The 15,060-nt window shown below is 61.1% G+C and carries 15 protein-coding genes; 11 read left to right on the top strand and 4 right to left on the bottom strand.

The genetic code is table 11. From position 1 onward, the window contains the following. Positions 1-65: 65 nt before the first annotated feature. The 6 genes from QO005_RS15680 to QO005_RS15655 all read left to right on the top strand — a co-directional run bounded on the left by QO005_RS15680 (position 66) and on the right by QO005_RS15655 (position 5,602). The gene (locus QO005_RS15680) at positions 66-1,379 is read left to right on the top strand and encodes an ABC transporter substrate-binding protein (RefSeq protein ID WP_307158995.1); all 1,314 of its coding nucleotides are present in this window, start codon (positions 66-68) and stop codon (positions 1,377-1,379) included. Positions 1,380-1,419: 40 nt separating this feature from the next. Further along, on the top strand, positions 1,420-2,148 hold the full coding sequence (locus QO005_RS15675; protein ID WP_307158994.1) for an ABC transporter ATP-binding protein: 729 nt from the start codon (positions 1,420-1,422) through the stop codon (positions 2,146-2,148). Then, on the top strand, positions 2,135-2,833 hold the full coding sequence (locus QO005_RS15670) for an ABC transporter ATP-binding protein (protein ID WP_307158993.1): 699 nt from the start codon (positions 2,135-2,137) through the stop codon (positions 2,831-2,833). Before QO005_RS15675 ends, QO005_RS15670 begins: the two co-directional genes overlap by 14 nt. Positions 2,834-2,836: 3 nt before the next feature. Beyond that, positions 2,837-3,703, top strand: coding sequence for a branched-chain amino acid ABC transporter permease (locus tag QO005_RS15665; protein ID WP_307158992.1), 867 nt, complete (start codon positions 2,837-2,839; stop codon positions 3,701-3,703). Further along, complete coding sequence (locus QO005_RS15660) at positions 3,700-4,665, top strand: branched-chain amino acid ABC transporter permease (RefSeq protein WP_307158991.1); 966 nt, start codon at positions 3,700-3,702, stop codon at positions 4,663-4,665. The genes QO005_RS15665 and QO005_RS15660 overlap by 4 nt, the downstream gene beginning before the upstream one ends. Positions 4,666-4,795: 130 nt before the next feature. Further along, positions 4,796-5,602 carry an SDR family NAD(P)-dependent oxidoreductase gene (locus tag QO005_RS15655; RefSeq protein WP_307158990.1) on the top strand — a complete coding sequence of 269 codons (807 nt, stop codon included), beginning with the start codon at positions 4,796-4,798 and terminating at the stop codon, positions 5,600-5,602. 261 nt (positions 5,603-5,863) lie between these two features. Here QO005_RS15655 and QO005_RS15650 read toward each other — a convergent pair whose 3' ends face one another. After that, complete coding sequence (locus tag QO005_RS15650; RefSeq protein ID WP_307158989.1) at positions 5,864-6,082, bottom strand: hypothetical protein; 219 nt, start codon at positions 6,080-6,082, stop codon at positions 5,864-5,866. Then, positions 6,079-7,668 carry a phytoene desaturase family protein gene (locus tag QO005_RS15645; RefSeq protein WP_307158988.1) on the bottom strand — a complete coding sequence of 530 codons (1,590 nt, stop codon included), beginning with the start codon at positions 7,666-7,668 and terminating at the stop codon, positions 6,079-6,081. Before QO005_RS15645 ends, QO005_RS15650 begins: the two co-directional genes overlap by 4 nt. Positions 7,669-7,899: 231 nt before the next feature. On the opposite strand from QO005_RS15645, the gene QO005_RS15640 reads away from it, so the two are divergent. Continuing rightward, positions 7,900-8,910, top strand: coding sequence for an SMP-30/gluconolactonase/LRE family protein (locus tag QO005_RS15640; RefSeq protein ID WP_307158987.1), 1,011 nt, complete (start codon positions 7,900-7,902; stop codon positions 8,908-8,910). Positions 8,911-9,097: 187 nt separating this feature from the next. Here QO005_RS15640 and QO005_RS15635 read toward each other — a convergent pair whose 3' ends face one another. Together QO005_RS15635 and QO005_RS15630 are read right to left on the bottom strand one after the other, a co-directional pair. Next, on the bottom strand, positions 9,098-10,270 hold the full coding sequence (locus tag QO005_RS15635) for a LysR family transcriptional regulator (protein ID WP_307158986.1): 1,173 nt from the start codon (positions 10,268-10,270) through the stop codon (positions 9,098-9,100). 57 nt (positions 10,271-10,327) lie between these two features. After that, complete coding sequence (locus QO005_RS15630; RefSeq protein WP_307158985.1) at positions 10,328-11,233, bottom strand: NAD(P)-dependent oxidoreductase; 906 nt, start codon at positions 11,231-11,233, stop codon at positions 10,328-10,330. A gap of 176 nt (positions 11,234-11,409) precedes the next feature. Between QO005_RS15630 and QO005_RS15625 the strand changes: the two genes are divergently transcribed. The 4 genes from QO005_RS15625 (at position 11,410) to QO005_RS15610 (ending at position 14,967) form a co-directional block, all read left to right on the top strand. Further along, a complete protein-coding gene (locus QO005_RS15625) occupies positions 11,410-12,144 on the top strand; it encodes a PIG-L deacetylase family protein (protein ID WP_307158984.1) in 735 nt (244 codons plus the stop codon). A gap of 130 nt (positions 12,145-12,274) precedes the next feature. Beyond that, positions 12,275-13,234: a VOC family protein gene (locus tag QO005_RS15620; RefSeq protein WP_307158983.1), complete on the top strand. Its 960-nt coding sequence runs from the start codon at positions 12,275-12,277 to the stop codon at positions 13,232-13,234. Between the two features lies 1 nt (position 13,235). Beyond that, positions 13,236-13,907, top strand: a complete 672-nt coding sequence (locus QO005_RS15615; RefSeq protein WP_307158982.1) for a 4-carboxy-4-hydroxy-2-oxoadipate aldolase/oxaloacetate decarboxylase — start codon at positions 13,236-13,238, stop codon at positions 13,905-13,907. Continuing rightward, entirely contained in the window at positions 13,900-14,967 is a 1,068-nt protein-coding gene (locus QO005_RS15610) for a 4-oxalomesaconate tautomerase (RefSeq protein ID WP_307158981.1), read from the top strand. Before QO005_RS15615 ends, QO005_RS15610 begins: the two co-directional genes overlap by 8 nt. Positions 14,968-15,060: the final 93 nt, after the last annotated feature.

Below are 15,060 nucleotides of genomic sequence, written 5' to 3'. Positions count from 1 at the left end.
GGCAGACCGGAGCAGGCAAGCCTGCCCATTTCACGCAATCCAGTCTTCTGGGAGGAGATCGATCCATGACTGCTGATCATACCATAGTCGCCCCTAAGGCTCCTGTCAGTCGCCGTACTGTGTTGAAAGCGGCAGGAAGCCTTGCCGCCGGCACGCTTCTGACCATGCCGTCCCTGCGCAGTGCAAAAGCGGCAGCGGACACGCTGAAGATCGGCTTTGTCGTTCCGCTTTCCGGGATCAGGGCGGCCTTCGGCGTTTCGACCAGGCATTCCATCGACGCCGTCATGCAGCACCTGAAGGACGGAGTGACGATCAACGGCAAGACCTATGCCGTCGAGATCATCGTCAAGGACAATCAGTCCAGCCCGACGCGGTCGTTGCAGATCGGCAATGAACTCATCCTCAACGATAAACCCGACATCTTGCTGGTTTCCGATGCAGAGGGCGGCACCGCGATTGCCAATCTGGCCGATGCGCGCCGGATTCCGCAGATTTCGACGGGCGGCCCCTGGCAGGGCTGGGCTTTCCAGCGGCATTACAATCCCGAGAAAGGCTTTCCCTTCACCTTCCACTTCTTCTGGGGCGCCGATGAACTGGGCACGGCCTATGCGAAGATGTGGGACAGGCTCGCCACCAACAAGAAGGTGGGCACGCTCTATGCCGACAATGACGGCGGCCGCGCCATGTCCGATCCGGTCCATGGCTTTCCGCCTGCCTTCAAGGCGGCGGGCTACGACATTACCGACATGGGCCTGTTTCGCGTCGAGACGGATGATTTTTCGACGCAGATCGCCGCTTTCAAGCAGGCTGGCGTAGAGATCGTTGCTGGCAATGCCTATGAGAGCCATCTGGCCACCTTCTGGAATCAGGCCGTGCAAGCGGGCTTCAAGCCGAAGATCTGCACCATTGCCGGAGGATTGCTGTTTCCCTCTTCCGTGGGCAACCTGGGTGAGCGCGGCAACGGCATGAGCACGGAAGTCTGGTGGACGCCGGAGTTTCCCTATAAATCCTCCCTTACCGGCCAGAGCGCCAGAGAGATTGCCGATGCCTATACGGCGGCAACCGGCAATCAATGGACGCAACCGCTCGGCTATGATCACGCGCTTCTGGAAGTCGGGATTGCCGCACTGAAAGCCTCCGGCAATCCCAAGGACAAGGTGGCCGTCCGCGAGGCCATTGCCAATCTGACACTCGACACGGTGGTAGGGCGCATCGACTTCAAGGGATCGCCTTTGAAGAATATCGGCGTCAGCCATATTGTCGGCGGCCAATGGCAGAAGGTGGAGGGGACGAAATTTCCCTTCGACCTGAAGGTGGTGGACAATTCCACCAACCCCACTGTGCCGGCCGGCGGCACATTGAAGCCACTCGTTTTCTGATCTCGCCTCCGTTTTCATCCGCATGCTGGAGTAAACCGCCTTGTCTCTTCTGGAAGTCAGAGACCTGAACAAGCGTTTCGGCGCTATCGTGGTCGCCGATCATATCGATCTCGATATCGACACGGGCGAATGTATCGGCGTGATCGGCCCGAACGGCGCCGGCAAGAGCACCTTGTTCGCGCTGATTGCGGGCTCCGTCACGCCCGATAGCGGACGCATCAGCCTGGCGGGCAAGGATATGACAAGGCTCGCTCCCCATGTCCGCGTGCATCTGGGCATTGGCCGGGCCTTTCAGATCCCCCAGCCCTTTGCCGGGCTGACGGTGTTTGAAAATGTCTGCGCGGCGGCAGCCTTCGGCGGCGGTCTCTCGGCCCGCAAGGCCGAGGGCAAGGCCCGGGATGTGCTGGAAAGAACAGGCCTGATCGAAATGGCCAACCGCCAGGCCGGCGGCCTGACCCTGCTCAACCGCAAGCGGCTGGAAATGGCCAAGGCCATCGCCGTCAACGCCCGACTGCTGATGCTGGACGAGATTGGCGCGGGCCTGACCGAACGCGAGGTGGACCGGCTGGTCCAGACGATTGCCGATCTGAAGCGTGACCACGCGATCATCTGGATCGAGCACATCGCCCATGCGCTCAAATCCGTCGCCGACCGCATCGCGGTGCTGCATTTCGGCAAGAAATTGCTGGAAGGGCGCCCGGAGGAGGTGATGGCCAGCGCCGTCGTCAAGGAAATCTACATGGGACTTGCCGTCGATGACGCTCATTGAAGTTGAAAAACTGGATGCCTTTTATGGCGACATGCAGGCCCTGTTCGGGGTCTCGATGCATCTTGCCGAAAAGGAATGCCTGGCCCTGGTCGGGGCAAACGGTGCGGGCAAATCCACGCTCCTGCGCAGCCTGACCGGACTTAACCGCAAGATTGGCGGGAAGATCCGTTTCGAAGGTAATGAGATTGCAGGATGGTCCGCCGAACGGATTGCCCGCACCGGCATCGCCATGGTGCCGGAAGGACGCATGCTGTTTCCCTCCCTGACGGTGGAGGAAAACCTGACCATGGGCCAGTTGACGAAGCGATCCGGCAACTGGACGCTCTCGCGGGTCTATGAGCTTTTCCCGGTTCTGGCGGAGCGCCGCAGCCAGGCGGCCACCACCATGTCCGGCGGCCAGCAGCAGATGGTCGCCATTGGCCGGGCGCTGCTGTCCAATCCGCGCGTCATGCTGTGCGATGAAATCTCACTGGGTCTGGCGCCGGTGGTCGTCGGCCAGATCTACGAAGCCTTCAACACCATTCGCGCCGAAGGCATGGCGCTGATCGTGGTCGAGCAGGATATCACCCGTGTGCTCAGCGTCTGCGACCGGCTTTTGTGCCTGCTGAAAGGGCAGATCACGCTCGAAGCCCGGGCCAGTGCCGTCGACATGGACAAACTGACCACCGCCTATTTCGGAGAGTGACGGATGATCTATCTGGAAACGCTCATCAATGGAGTGCTGCTCGGTGGCCTTTACGGCATTCTGGGCCTGGGGCTTGCCCTCGTCTTCGGCGTCATGCGGGTGATCAATGTCGCCCATGGCGAATTCATCGTGGCCGCCGCCATTCTGGCAGCCAGCCTGCTGAACATCCTGCCCGGCATCAACCCGCTGCTGATGCTCATCCCCGTGGCGCTGATCGCCTTTGCAGTGGGTTATCTGTTCCAGCTCCTGCTTTTGAACAGGGTGGTCAGGCGCGGCGACATGCTGGCACCAATGCTGGTCACTTTCGGCGTCTCGATCATCATCAAGAACCTGATGCTGGCCGTCTTCGGCTCTAACCCGATGGCCATCGACGCCGGGCCGCTTGCCAAGGCCTCCTTTACCCTTGGCGGGCTGCATATCGGTATTCTGCCGGTCATCACGCTGGCCATCTCCATCGCGCTCTTTGCTTTTCTGCGCACGCTCGTTAGCGCCACCACCTTCGGCAAGACGCTGCGCGCCACGGCGGACAATCCCGAGATCGTCCGGCTGATGGGCGTCAACCCGATGCGCATCTATGCGGTGGTCATGGGCATCGCCTTCGTTATGGCGGCGGTGGCTGGCGTGCTTCTGGCCATGCGCACCTCGTTTTCGGCCAGTTCCGGCACGGACCGCATCCTGATTGCCTTCGAAGTCGTAGTGCTCGGCGGTCTCGGCTCCTTCTGGGGCGCACTGGTGGCAGGCATTCTGCTTGGCGTGGTGCAATTGATGAGCTTCCAGTTCGATGCCAATTCCGGCCTGCTCTACGCCCACCTCATGTTTTTCTTCTTCCTGATCATGCGCCCGAGCGGGTTGCTGGGAGCCAAATCATGATCCACTCCATCGTCAGGACGCTGCCGTTCCTTCTGTTTCTCATCTTCATCGGCCTGGCACCGGGCATGATCGATGACGGAAGCCTGCATCTGGCAACGGAAATCTTCATTGTCATCGTCATCTCCTCCATGTGGAACCTTCTGGCGGGTTATGCCGGGGTGATGTCGCTCGGCCACCAGATGTATTTCGGGGCGGGCGGTTATGTGCTCTATCTCTTCGCCAACCTCACCGGCCTCTCCCCCTATGCCGGCATTCCCATGGCCTTCCTGTTCGGCGCCGTCTTCGGCGGTCTCATCGCGCCGATCCTGTTTCGGCTACGCGATGCCTATTTCGCCATCGGCAGCTGGGTGCTGGCAGAGATCGTGTCGATCCTGGTGCAGAAGACGGAAGCGCTGGGCGGTATTACCGGCCTGTCGCTGATGAATATGGACGCCATCGATTTCGCCAGTTTCGAAAGCACCCTGTTTCTGATCGGCGGCGGCATGCTGCTGGTCACGGTTGGCGGCAGTCTCATGCTGCTGCGCTCCCGCACCGGCCTTGCCTTCATGTGCGCGCGTGACAACGAGCGTGCCGCCGCCGCCATCGGCATCGATGTGTGGCCGAGCCGCCTGCTGGCCTATGTGCTCTCTGCCGCAGGCTGCGCGGCAGCCGGCAGCCTCAGCCTGCTGGGCGGGCTGGTGGTGCAGCCGGGCAATGCCTTTTCCCCGGAATGGAGCGTCATCATGACCTTCGTGGTCGTCGTCGGTGGCATCGGAACACTGGAAGGCCCCATCCTGGGCACGCTGATCTATTATGCGCTGCGTCAGTTGCTGACCGTGGTCTTTCCGCTCTCGGGCACTTGGTATCTGGTGGCCATGGGTGTCGTCGCCGTTGCGACCATGCTGACCGCTCCGCAAGGGCTGTGGCCGATCCTCAGGGACCGTTTCAAGCTGGACTGGCTGAGCGTGCGGCGGGTGCTTTGATTACCATAAACCTGGAGCCCAAGGCCCGGAACAAATTTGTACCGTCTTGTGGGCTCCAGGGATCCGAATCTACATGAGTTTGCTGGTCATTCGACCAAACAAATACACGTGAACTTCAGAGAATGCGAGGATGGATATGGGCTTGTCTCTCAAGGGACGGGTGGCGATCGTGACGGGTGGCGCAGGCGGCATCGGCTCCGCCACCTGCCGATTGCTGACGGAACGTGGCGCAAAGGTTGTGGTTGCCGATCTCGATGGCGAAAGGGCGGCGGCGCTGGCGGCGGACTTGCCGGACGCGCTGGCCGTGAAGGTCGATCTGGCAAGCGAGGCCGAGATTGAAAATCTCTTTTCCAAAACGCTCGATGCTTATGGCCGCCTCGACATCCTCGACAACAATGCCGCCCTGCTGGGGGCGGATGTGGTGCAGGCGGATCACGATATCGCCAACATGACAACCGAGCTTTGGGATCGCACCTTTGCCGTCAACACCCGCGGCACCATGCTGTGCTGCCGCAATGCCTTGAAAATCATGGAAAAGCAGGGCTCCGGCGCGATCATCAATACCGCGTCCAACCTCGCGCTGCAGGGGCATGTCATCCAGGCCGCCTATAGCGCCTCGAAGGCCGCCGTGCTGCAGATGACCCGCTCGATTGCCGCTTCGCACGGCAAGCGCGGCATTCGCTGCAATTCCGTGCTGCCGGGCCTGACGGGCACCAAGGCCGCCCTTGCCGATCTGCCGCCGCGCCTGCGCCAGATTGTCGAGGAAGAAACGCTGACGCCTTATGTCGGCGATCCCATGGACATCGCGGAAACGGTCGCCTTCCTCGCCTCGGATGCGGCACGCTCCATTACCGGCCAGATGATCGTGGTCGATGGCGGCACTTCCGTGCATGTGCCGGGCTTTGCCCGGTTTACCGAGATGATCGCAGGCGGCTGAAGCATAGTATCTTTGCGACAGTCGCAAATCTCTACTGCCTAATTCCCTAAATCGGAATCGATTTAGGGAATTAGGCAGCAAGTTGAAAGCCCTAACTTTTTGTTTTTGCTCATTTCCGTCCGGAAATGCTGTATGTCCCTGCGCTTCAACGCGGAAGCGGCAAGTTCATAAACTGGTTTGTGCCCCCATTGAAAACGCCTGCCCCGGCAGTCAGCCGGGGCAGGCGTTTTCAATCGCGGTAAAGCGTGGCTTTTACGGTGATCAATCCTGCTTCGGGCTTTTCCGGAACAGGAAGGGAATGAGGCTGATCATGGTCTTCAGCCCCACCAGTTTCAGCCCGGCGCGCGCCTCTTCCGGCGTCAGCTTGGCGACCATCGGCATGGCGCCGAAGATCTTGCCGCGAATGACCAGTTCGCCATTCTCAAGTTCCACCTTGCGGACCGCCATCAGTTCCTTGTTCTGTGCATCGAGGAATTTCATACCCGTGCCCCCATGACCTTGTCGTAATCGATGTTCATATCGTCCATCATGCGGATGGCCGTGCCCCGCCCGGCGCCGAAGACGCCGCCGCCCGGATGCATGAAGGGGCCGACGAGGTAAAGTCCCGCGACACCTGGTACGGTGTAGTTGCCGTAATCCGGCGTCGGACGATGGCCGACCGTCTGGTACATATACGGCGCGCAGCCATGGATATCGCCGCGCAGGAAGGAGTTGGGGCTGTCGCGCTCCATGTCCAGCGGGCTTTTCACCACCCGGGCCAGGATGTTGTCATCCTCCATGCCGTCAAAGAAACGGCGATAATAGGCAAGGCTGCGGTCTGCCACCTCTTCCTTGCGCTCGTCCCAGAGGGCGGGATTGCCCTCGAGATCATAGGGCGCGAAGGTGACGCCGTAGAACGTGCCGGACCCGGCGGGTGCCCGCGATGAATCGAACACGGCGATATCCGATCCGGCGCAGAGCGGCACGGTCGGGATTTTGCCCTGCTTCAACTGGTCGAAAGAGGTGCGCATGTCGTTCATGCGGTCGGAGGTCATCAGTTCCAGCATCAGCGCATCGTCCAGATCGCCGCCCGCCTTCAGGCGCGCCTGTTTCTTCAAGGCGTAATGGCTGAGCATGATCGAGAAATGCGACTGGGTGATCCGCTGGGCGCGGTCGTTGACGCGCTCGGGGATACCCTCAACGAAGCGTCCGAGAACCTTGGGATGAATACCGGCAATCACCGCATCCTTGGCTTCGAAGCGCTCGCCCGTCGTCAGTTCGACGCCGGTAATCCGGCCCGACGACGTCAGAATGCGGCTCACCTCCGACTGGCAGCGAACCTCGCCGCCGAAATGCTCGATGGCCTTGATCATGGCCTTGGTCAGTTCGCCGGAACCGCCGATCGGACGGGAAACGCCATAGGTGTGGATGATGCCCGGCATGAGGAACACGCCCATGCCGGTGCCGAGATCATCGGGAGCCTGAAGGTTTTCCGTCACCAGGCGCACGAGATGCACCTTCAGCCGCTCGCTTTCAAAGAACTGGTCAACGATGTCCACCGATGACCGGCTCATGAAGTCGAGAATGTCGCGGCCCTCATCCGTCTGGTCCATCATCGCCATGAAGGCCCCCATCGGAAAGGGCGGCGCGTAGAGGCCGGACATGAACATCGGCAGGAAGGCCATGGATTTCTGCGCGAACCGGCGATAGGCCTCGGCGTCACGTGGCGAAAATTCCGCAATCCCCTCGCAGGTCCGGTCAAGATCCTTGTAAAGCTTGATTGCACTGCCATCTTCGAAAACCGTGGCGGAAGGCAAAGGCGAATAGCGGTATTTCAGCCCGAATTTCGACAGAAGCCCCAGTTCGTCCTCGGTGATCAGCGGATTGCCCTGCAGCATGATATGCACGTTGGAATGCTCGTCATGCCAGAAGCCGGGAAGCGTCAGTTCGCGCGTGGAAACCCCGCCGCCGGGATGGCCCTTGCGCTCCAGAACCAGCACTTTCTTGCCAGCCTTTGCCATATAGGCGGCAGCCGTCAGGCCGTTATGGCCGCCCCCCACGGATATGATGTCGTAACGATTGCCCAAAACGCGCCTCCCATGCTTCTCCGCCGCCACGAGAGGGCGGACAGACCAGTTTCCTCTTGAAAAACGTTAGGAGAGCTTCAGCGCGCTGAGAAGACGGTACATTTTTGTTCCCCTCCCCACCCGCTGTTTGCTTCTTGAGAAAAACACCGTGTTTCCAGCGGGAAAGCATTGACAATTGGCCTTAAAAATTATTTGGTTGGTCGAACAACTAATTATTGAGGAGCGTTCGAGGTGACCAATCCATTGAAGGGCTTTCAGGTGCGCCGTGAGGATATCCGCTTTATCGGCGAGGGGCTGGAGCGGCCCGAATGCATTCTCGCCGAACGGAACGGCACGCTCTGGGCCGCAGATGCGCGCGGCGGCATCATGCGGATCGATCCGGATGGCAGCCAGGAACTCATCCTGCAAAAGGGCCTGGACAATTCCGCGCCCGCCTCCTTCGAGGATCGCTATGTCAACACCATGGGCAGCCTGCCCAACGGGCTTGCCTTCACCAGCGAGGGTGACTTTCTCATCGCCAATTTCGGCACCGACCGGCTGGAACTGATGAAGCGCAACGGTGACAGCACGATCCTCATCGACAGCATCGATGGCAGGCCGATCGGCAAGGCCAATTTCGTCACCCGCGACAGCAAGGGCCGGCTGTGGCTGACGGTCACCACCCAGACGATCCCCTGGACAGACCATGTGAAAACCAACAGCCGGGACGGCTATATTGCCCTGATCGATGACAAGGGCGCCCGCATCGTCGCCGATAATTTCTGCGGCACCAATGAATTGCGCTTCGATGCCCGCGAGGAATGGATCTATGTGGCCGAAACCACCTCGCGCAACATCACGCGCCTGCGCGTCCAGCCGGACGGATCGCTGACCGACCGGGAAATCTATGGTCCCTCCAATATTGGCGGCTTCTGCGACGGTATTGCCTTCGATGCCTATGGCAATCTCTGGAGCACGCTGATCATGGCCGACAGGCTGGTGGCGATTACCCCCGAGGGCGATCTCCTGACCCTTCTCGATGACGGCAACCCGGAAAAGACCGCAGACCTTGACAAGGCCTGGGAAGAAGGCCGCGTGACCCCCGATCTGATGGCTGCCGCCACCGGTACGCTCTGCCCGTGGATGGCTTCGCTCACCTTCGGCGGACCCGACCTGAAAACCGTTTATCTCGGCTCGCTGCGCGGCAATCGCATTCCCTATTTCACCAGCCCGGTGGCGGGTCTGCCACTGATCTATTGGTGAGGTCTAGTTCTTGGTTTTTGCATCGGATTTTTCCGAAAACCGGTTCCCACTTTTCGGTCCGATGCTCTATCCCGATCATCTCAATCGGCTGGGGCATATAGAGCAATTCCAGGAAAAGTGTATTTGCGGTTTTCCGTCCGGAATTGCGTAAAAACAAAAAGTCAGAGCCTGTCCGGTGAACAGGTGTTTACCGGACAGGCTCCAAGACGCGCAGATGCTCCAGAAAAAGCCGTTGCGCGGCGGTGGGCAGCCAGTCCTTTCGCCGCGTCAGCCCGATGGGGCGGCGGGTATGGGCCAGATCCACCTTGAGCGCCGTCACCAGCGAACGGTCGATTTCGGCGCGCGCCTGCCCGCCGGAAACAAAGCCCAGATGATTGCTTCGGCCAAGCAGTTCACGCATCAGGATCAGTGATCCGGATTCGACGATGCTGGTGGGGGGACCGTGCGCAGAATGGAGGAAGAGTTGATCGAAATGCTGCCGGATCGGCGTGCTGGCCATCGAGACCACCCAGGGAAAGGCGGCAAGATCTTCGACGGTAATATTATCCCGCCCCGCCAGCGGATGCTGATGCCCGGCCACGATGACCACCGTATCGTAAAACAGGACCTCCTGCTCGACATCGCCAATCGGCGGCGGGTCGCGCAGGGCGCCGATGAGAAAATCGATCTCGCCCCTCCGCAACCCCGCAAGAAGTTCGCCGTAAGCCCCCTCCACCACCTGGATCGGCAGGCGGGGACGCTGCTGGCGAAAACGGGCAATCGCTGCGGGCAGAATATAGGAGCGGGACAAGGGCATGGAGCCGATCACCAGCCTGCCGCGCTCTTCCGCCCGGCTTTCGGCGAGGTCCGCTTCCGCCTGTGAGAGTTCCGCCAGCGCCAGACGTGCTGCCTGGGCGAGAAGCTGGGCGGCGCGGCTTGCCATGATTCCATAGGCGGTGCGCTCAAACAGCGGACGCCCGGCCTCCCGCTCCAACTGGGACACCGCCCGGTGTACCGTCGGCTGCGACACGCCGAGCCGTTTTGCCGCCAGCGTGTAATTTTCCTGCTCCCGCACGGCAATCAGCGCCTCCAGCTGGGAGAGCGTCGCCGTGACCTTCAGGCGCGGCGCAACCTCTTCAAAGGCACGATCGAGAAAATCCAGCGCCCGCCGCACGCGCTTTGCCAGCACCTCGCAGGCACCATTGGCAAACAGGCCCTGGGGGCTGCGGGTGAACAGAACCTCACCCGTCACGGCTTCGATCTTGGAAAGCGCCTGGGTCACGGCGGGCTGAGAGACATGGCACAATTCCGCCGCCCGCGTCACCGAATGGGTTTCGACAACCGCGAGCAAAACCCGCAGATGCCGGAGATTGAACCGCATCAGCCTTTTCCCCTGAGCGGAGTGATGTCAAAGCCGATCTTTCGCAAGAAACAGCCTTCAGCTTTGCGCGGTCTGGTGCAATATCCGATCCAGCCGCTCCGTGAGATCATCGTCACCGCCCTTCAGATTGAGCGCGGCGATGTCATCCTGCCATTCGGCAACGGCCACGGCAAGCCGGTTGGATATGCCGTAATCGCTCAATGTCTTGGCAACCTCCCGCATTTCGGCGGCGCGGCGCGCGCCATGCACCATCATGCGTTCGAGATTGTAGGAAAACCGCTTGCGCCAGTCCACGCCTGGGTCGGAAGCCTGAAGCGAGGCCACAACCGCATCCTCCACCCCGGCACGCCGCGCGGCCAGCAGGCATTCCGCCGTCAGGGCCTCCATCCCCTTGATGATCACCGAACGCATCATCTTGATAGCCGATGCTTCGCCGACCTTTCTACCCGCGGGCCTGGCCTGCATGCCAAGCGCCGAGAAAAATGCCAGAGCCGCCTCAGCATGCGGTCCCGCCACGAGAAGCGGGGTACGGTGTCGCAGCGGATGCACCGGGGCCATCACCGCCACATCGACATAGCGCCCGCCAGCGGCTTCGATCACGCTCGCATTGCCAGCCTTGGTGACGGGAGAACAGGAGTTGCAATCGAAATAAAGGGCTCCCTTTGCCATGACGGCGGCGGATTGGCGTGCCGCATCGGCGGCGCAATCCGCCGTGACAAGGCTGAACACCGCCTCCGCGCCCTGAAGGGCCTGCTCGGTGCTGTCCACAGGCACCACCTTCAGGGCTTGCGCTGCCTCCCGCACCGCGTCGGCGGCCTGCGGCATGGCAAGCTTGATATCGAATGCCGCAAGCGTCCACTCCGGCCCGAGCGCCCAGCCGGAGGCAAAGGCACGCGCAGCCTCCCCGAAGCCGATGAAGGCAATCTTGCGCTTGGCCCTTGGCGTGGAATGTTCAGGGTTCATGGGTTCGCCTCCTGAGAACCAATCTTTCTGGCTTTCCTTATTCATAGCCCCGACACACCGCGCAAGGCCATCCACTATAGCTATTTCTTATGGCCAGTACCGCTCTTCCGAATTGCCGCCCGCCGGGATTTTCGCAAGAACGGTGAGGACACAAAAGACCATCCACGGAGGCAATCATGCCGGAGAAGAAGACGGCGCTGGTCATCAGCGCCCATGCTGCGGATTTCGTTTGGCGCTGCGGCGGGGCCATCGCCCTGCATGCGGAGAAGGGATATGAGGTGACGGTGCTTTGCCTTTCCTTCGGCGAGCGCGGCGAATCCGCCAAGCTCTGGAAAGAGCCGGGCATGACGCTGGAGCGCGTCAAGGACGCCCGGCGCGCGGAAGCGGAAAAGGCCGCCGAGGCGCTCGGCGTTCACGCACTCCTCTGCTTCGATCTCGGCGATTATCCGCTGCGCTTGAGCGATGAGGAGAAATTCAGGGTCGTGGATGTCATCCGTAACGTGCAGCCCGCCTTCATGCTGAGCCATTCGCAGTTCGACCCCTATAACACGGACCACATGTATGCCACGCAGATCGCGCTGGAGACCCGGATGATCGCCCAGGCCTGGGGGCATCATCCCGGCCAGAAGGTTCTCGGCGCGCCGCAGCTTTATCTTTTCGAGCCGCACCAGACCGAGCAGATGGGGTGGAAGCCGGATACCTTCCTGGACATTACCCCGGTCTGGGAGAAGAAATGGGCCGCCATTCAATGCATGGAAGGCCAGGAACATCTCTGGGCCTATTATCGCAATGTCGCCGAGAACCGCGCCAACCATTTCATGCGCAATTCCGGCGGCCAGTCCGGTGGGCGCAAGGCGAAATATGCCGAAGGCTTCCAGTCTTTTTTCCCGCGTACCGTGGACGAGCTTTAGAGCATTTCCAGAAAAAGTGGAAACCGGTTTTCCGTCCGGAAATGCGTAGAAACAAAGAGTTAGAGCATGCCGCGCAAAAGTGTGCAGCAGCTTTCCGTCCAAAAACACGGAAAAACTCCAGGATTGTGACATGGAAGCACGTTTCGACATCGCCCATCTCGGGCACGTAGAACTCCTGACCGACCGTTTTGAAGAAAGCCTCGATTTCTTCACCCGTATCTACGGGTTGAAACTCTCGGGCCAGGATGAAAATTCGGCCTATCTCCGGGCCTGGGACGATTATGAATATGCCACGCTGAAGCTGACGAAATCCGATAGCACGGGTGTCGCGCATATCGGCTATCGCGCAGCCTCCGAACAGGCGCTGTTGCGGCGGGTGGCGATCATCGAGGCCTCGGGTTACAAGGTCATCGGCTGGGTGGAGGGCGACGCAAGCCATGGCCGCGCCTTCCGCTTCGAGGATCCCTTCGGCCACGTCTTCGAGATCTATTACGACACCCAGTGGTATGCGCCACAGGAGGAGGCAGAGAAAGCGGCGCTGAAAAACACCGCCTCCGCCTTCACGGGCGCTGCGCCGCGCCGGATCGACCATCTCAACCTTCTGTCATCCGATGTCAGCGAATTTCGCCGTTTCATGGAAACCTGCCTGGGCTCGCGCGTGACCGAATATATCCAGCTCGACAATGGCCGGCTGGGCGGTTGCTGGTTCACGGTCAACAACAAGACCTATGACCTGGCCTGCACCGAGGAACATGGCGGCGGCACGGCCCGCCTGCACCATGTGACCTATGCGGTGGACCAGCGGGAGGACATTCTGCGCGCCGCCGATCTCTTCCTGCAACACGGCGTCCATATCGAAACCGGGCCGCATAAACACGCCATTCAGGGCACCTTCTTTCTCTATGTCTGGGAGCCTGCCGGAAATCGCATTGAACTGGCCAATTCCGGGGCCCGCCTCATTCTGGCGCCGGACTGGAAGCCGATCTGCTGGACGGAAACGGACCGCAAGAAGGGGCAGGCCTGGGGCCTGAAAACAATCGAAACCTTCCATACCCATGGGACGCCACCGGTAAAATCCACGGAGCATTGAGATGGCCATCGTCGTTCAAAACATCGAGCGGGCTTCAGCCGAGATCATCGACCGTCTGGCAGAGGCGGGCGTCGCCACCGTGCACGAAGCCCAGGGTCGCAAGGGCATGCTGGCCAGCTACCTGCGCCCCATCTATGCGGGCGCGCAGATTGCAGGTTCCGCGGTGACGATTTCCGCCCCGCCCGGCGACAACTGGATGGTGCATGTAGCCATCGAGCAGATCAGGCCCGGCGACATTCTGGTTCTCGCGCCCACCAGCCCTTGCGATAACGGCTATTTCGGCGATCTTCTGGCCACCTCGGCACAGGCGCGGGGCTGCCGTGGGCTGATCATCAATGCCGGGGTGCGCGATATCCGGGATTTGACCGCCATGCAGTTTCCGGTCTGGTCGAAGGCGGTCTCCGCACAAGGCACCGTCAAGGAAACCTTGGGCTCGGTGAATGTGCCGATCGTCTGCGCCAGCGCCCATATCGAAGCGGGAGACATTATCGTTGCCGATGACGATGGGGTCTGTGTGGTGAAGCGTAGCGAGGCCGAAACCGTTCTTGCCGCCGCCGAGCAGCGTCTGGCCAATGAGGAGGCCAAGCGCAAGCGTCTCGCTGCGGGTGAACTGGGCCTCGACATCTACAACATGCGCGAAACGCTGGCGGCAAAGGGGCTGCGCTATGTCTGACGATGGCATTCGCTGCCTGTGGATGCGCGGCGGCACCTCCAAGGGCGCCTATTTCCTGGCAGAAGACCTGCCGGACAGTCCAGCGGAACGGGACGATCTGCTGCTCCGGATCATGGGCTCTCCCGACCCGCGCCAGATCGACGGGATCGGCGGCGCCGATCCGCTGACCTCAAAGGTGGCCATCCTCTCGCGCTCCAGCCGTCCCGACGCGGATATCGACTATCTGTTTCTTCAGGTCTTCGTCGATCAGGCGCTGGTGAGCACGGCGCAGGGCTGCGGCAATATTCTGGCCGGTGTCGGCCCCGCCGCCATCGAGCGTGGCCTGGTGCCCGTGACCGGTTCGGAAACGCAGGTACGCATTCACATGGTCAATTCCGGCGAAGTCGCCATCGCCCGGATTTCAACGCCGGGCGGGCGGGTGAACTATCGGGGGACCGCAGTGATTGCCGGGGTGCCGGGCAGCCATGCGGCGGTGCCGCTGCTCTTTGCCAATATCGCCGGCTCCATGTGCGGCAGCCTTTTGCCGACGGGCCGAGACGTGGATGTCATCGACGGCGTGGAGGCAACCCTGATCGACAACGGCATGCCCTGCGTCATTCTGCGCGCCAGCGATGTCGGGCTTTCGGGGTGTGAAAGCCGCGAGGAACTGGAGGCAAACGAGGCCGTGAAAGCCCGGCTGGAAGCCATCCGCCTCCAGGCGGGGCCGATGATGGCGCTCGGCGATGTCAGCCAGGCTTCGGTCCCGAAGATGATCCTGGTCTCCTCTCCCACCGCAGGCGGGGCCATCGCCACCCGCAGCTTCATTCCCCACCGGGTTCACGCCTCCATCGGCGTGTTTGCCGCCATTACCGTGGCAACCGCGACCCGTCTTCATAATGGACCTGCAGCCGAACTGGCCGTCCAGCCGCCGGACGGGCGCTTCCATGTGGAGCATCCCTCCGGGGACATGGAGGTTTTTCTGGATATTGCCGAGGATGGCGGCGTTCGCGGCGCAGGCAATATCCGCACCGCCCGCAAACTGTTCGACGGCGTCGTGTTCGCCCGTCAAACCGAAGTGTGACCGGCCATCCTGACCGGCCATCCTGACCCGGCTGCTGTCCGGCTGGTCTATTTCCCGTCCATATAGCGTTTTCTTATGAAGGCGCAGGCACTT

The sequence above is a fragment of the Allorhizobium paknamense genome, assembly GCF_030815125.1.
GTDB lineage: Bacteria > Pseudomonadota > Alphaproteobacteria > Rhizobiales > Rhizobiaceae > Allorhizobium > Allorhizobium paknamense.
The sequence above is the reverse complement of the archived record's forward strand: the minus strand, read 5'-3'. Positions and strand labels throughout refer to the sequence as shown.

Excerpts from the sequence above, each read along its gene's own strand:
- QO005_RS15670 (WP_307158993.1), top strand. The coding sequence starts at position 2,135 with ATGACGCTCATTGAAGTTGAAAAACTGGATGCCTTTTATGGCGACATG.
- QO005_RS15630 (WP_307158985.1), bottom strand. The coding sequence starts at position 11,233 with ATGAACCCTGAACATTCCACGCCAAGGGCCAAGCGCAAGATTGCCTTC.
- QO005_RS15610 (WP_307158981.1), top strand. The coding sequence starts at position 13,900 with ATGTCTGACGATGGCATTCGCTGCCTGTGGATGCGCGGCGGCACCTCC.
- QO005_RS15665 (WP_307158992.1), top strand. The coding sequence starts at position 2,837 with ATGATCTATCTGGAAACGCTCATCAATGGAGTGCTGCTCGGTGGCCTT.
- QO005_RS15635 (WP_307158986.1), bottom strand. The coding sequence starts at position 10,270 with ATGCGGTTCAATCTCCGGCATCTGCGGGTTTTGCTCGCGGTTGTCGAA.
- QO005_RS15660 (WP_307158991.1), top strand. The coding sequence starts at position 3,700 with ATGATCCACTCCATCGTCAGGACGCTGCCGTTCCTTCTGTTTCTCATC.
- QO005_RS15615 (WP_307158982.1), top strand. The coding sequence starts at position 13,236 with ATGGCCATCGTCGTTCAAAACATCGAGCGGGCTTCAGCCGAGATCATC.
- QO005_RS15625 (WP_307158984.1), top strand. The coding sequence starts at position 11,410 with ATGCCGGAGAAGAAGACGGCGCTGGTCATCAGCGCCCATGCTGCGGAT.
- QO005_RS15680 (WP_307158995.1), top strand. The coding sequence starts at position 66 with ATGACTGCTGATCATACCATAGTCGCCCCTAAGGCTCCTGTCAGTCGC.
- QO005_RS15650 (WP_307158989.1), bottom strand. The coding sequence starts at position 6,082 with ATGAAATTCCTCGATGCACAGAACAAGGAACTGATGGCGGTCCGCAAG.
- QO005_RS15620 (WP_307158983.1), top strand. The coding sequence starts at position 12,275 with ATGGAAGCACGTTTCGACATCGCCCATCTCGGGCACGTAGAACTCCTG.
- QO005_RS15655 (WP_307158990.1), top strand. The coding sequence starts at position 4,796 with ATGGATATGGGCTTGTCTCTCAAGGGACGGGTGGCGATCGTGACGGGT.